Raw genomic sequence first — 1,602 nt, 5'->3', positions numbered from 1 at the left:
TCCAGTAGAAGATACAATTAAATCATGTAGAGATATACGTAAATTCTTACAAGCTGAGAAGACTGGTAAACAGTGGACAGTTGAGTATAATGAACAAATTCAACAGAGAACTAATCGATTTTACGTTAGTAATAGTGGATATTACTTATGGAAATGGAAATTAGATGAAACTGGAAAAAGATCATATCATAATATGCTAAAAGGTCATGGAGTAAAACTTCATAATCGATTATATTCTGATGAAGATCTTCAATGGAAATATTCTCAAGGAGAGACATTCCAGAGTATATATGATGTTGATTATCAATATTATATTACTCAATGTGTTAAAGTGATTGAACAATTAAAACCTAGACAGTTAAGCTTGTTTAACTTTTAACAAAAATTGGCAGAAAATAACAAATCTTTGACAAGCTTTTAAAATTTTTAAGAGCATGATCATTGAACTAGATACAAGTCTATTAGAAATAATAGACAATATATCAATTAATCAGTTAGTATTTTTAAGTCTTGTATTAGATAAGAATCAAAAATCCCATCAAGGTATCACACCACTTATTCGCCTGGTCAGTGATAGTGAAATACAAGACTTAATCGACAGAAATCTTATTCAGAAGAAAGATGATAGTAAAAAGTTAGTGTATAAACCTACTAAGGAATTAGTAGACAAATTGACTCCTAAAGACGTACTTTTTGAGCAATTTTATACATTATATCCAATAATGGTTAGTAGACCAGATGGAACTAAAGGCTTTCTTAGAAGTAATGTTAAGAAATGTAGAGATTATTATAACAAACTAGTTAAAGGCAACCCTGATCTTCACAATAGAATCATAACCGCTTTGAATTTTGAGCTTTCCGATAAAGCAATGACTGGTAAGCTTGGTTATATGAAAACTATGTGGAAATGGCTTACTTCACATGAATGGGAATTAATTGAAGAGCAAATGAATATTAACCAACCTGAAACTACTATGTTGTATGGAACAAAATTACGTTAATCCACTACCGTTTAAACATATATCTACAGCTGCAAGTGAAGCTGTTACATATATACGAAGACGTAAAAATCATGAAATTGAACCACTTAAAAGTAGATGGAATAAATTCAATGAAATGTGTTGTGGTGGGATTGAACCTGGTTGTGTTTATACAATTGTAGGAGCATCAGGAACTGGTAAGTCTTCGTTTGTAAATACGCTTGAAACTGATTTAATTGAACTTAATTCTAACAAAGAATTGATCGTACTTTCTTTCTCATTTGAAATGCTTAGCCGTGCACAAGTAGGAAGAAAACTATCTAATAAGTTGCGTCAAACAACTACACAATTGTACTCAGCATCAGAAGATCTTTCTGATAAAGAACTTAACTTAGTTGAGGAGACTGCAGAATCTTTAAAAGATTATCCAATATATTATGTGGACGATGCAGCTACAGTACAAAAGATAGACGATACAATTACATATTTTCAAAATACGATTGCTAAGGATAAATGGTTAATAGTCATTTTAGATCATACTTTATTAGTAAATAGTGATAACTATAAAGATGAAAGAATGATTATATCTGAACTTGAAAGAGTATTTATCAAAGCAAAGAAA

Annotated in this window: 3 protein-coding genes; all 3 read left to right on the top strand. The window is 30.3% G+C overall.

The window, feature by feature from the left end; genetic code table 11:
* The coding region (locus QZL64_RS12815; RefSeq protein WP_296309680.1) for a hypothetical protein at positions 1–379 on the top strand (379 nt) is incomplete at its 5' end.
* A gap of 55 nt (positions 380–434) precedes the next feature.
* Positions 435–1,001: a hypothetical protein gene (locus QZL64_RS12810; RefSeq protein ID WP_021842348.1), complete on the top strand. Its 567-nt coding sequence runs from the start codon at positions 435–437 to the stop codon at positions 999–1,001.
* Positions 982–1,602, top strand: a 621-nt coding sequence (locus QZL64_RS12805) for a DnaB-like helicase C-terminal domain-containing protein (protein ID WP_296309679.1), incomplete at its 3' end; no start/stop codon positions are given. The genes QZL64_RS12810 and QZL64_RS12805, both read left to right, overlap by 20 nt.

Source organism: Veillonella sp. CAG:933, from assembly GCF_000431435.1.
Classification (GTDB): domain Bacteria; phylum Bacillota; class Negativicutes; order Veillonellales; family Veillonellaceae; genus Veillonella_A.
The sequence above is the reverse complement of the archived record's forward strand: the minus strand, read 5'-3'. Positions and strand labels throughout refer to the sequence as shown.

What these genes read in the sequence shown, in the direction of transcription:
- QZL64_RS12810 (WP_021842348.1), top strand. Translation starts at nt 435, where the DNA reads ATGATCATTGAACTAGATACAAGTCTATTAGAAATAATAGACAATATA.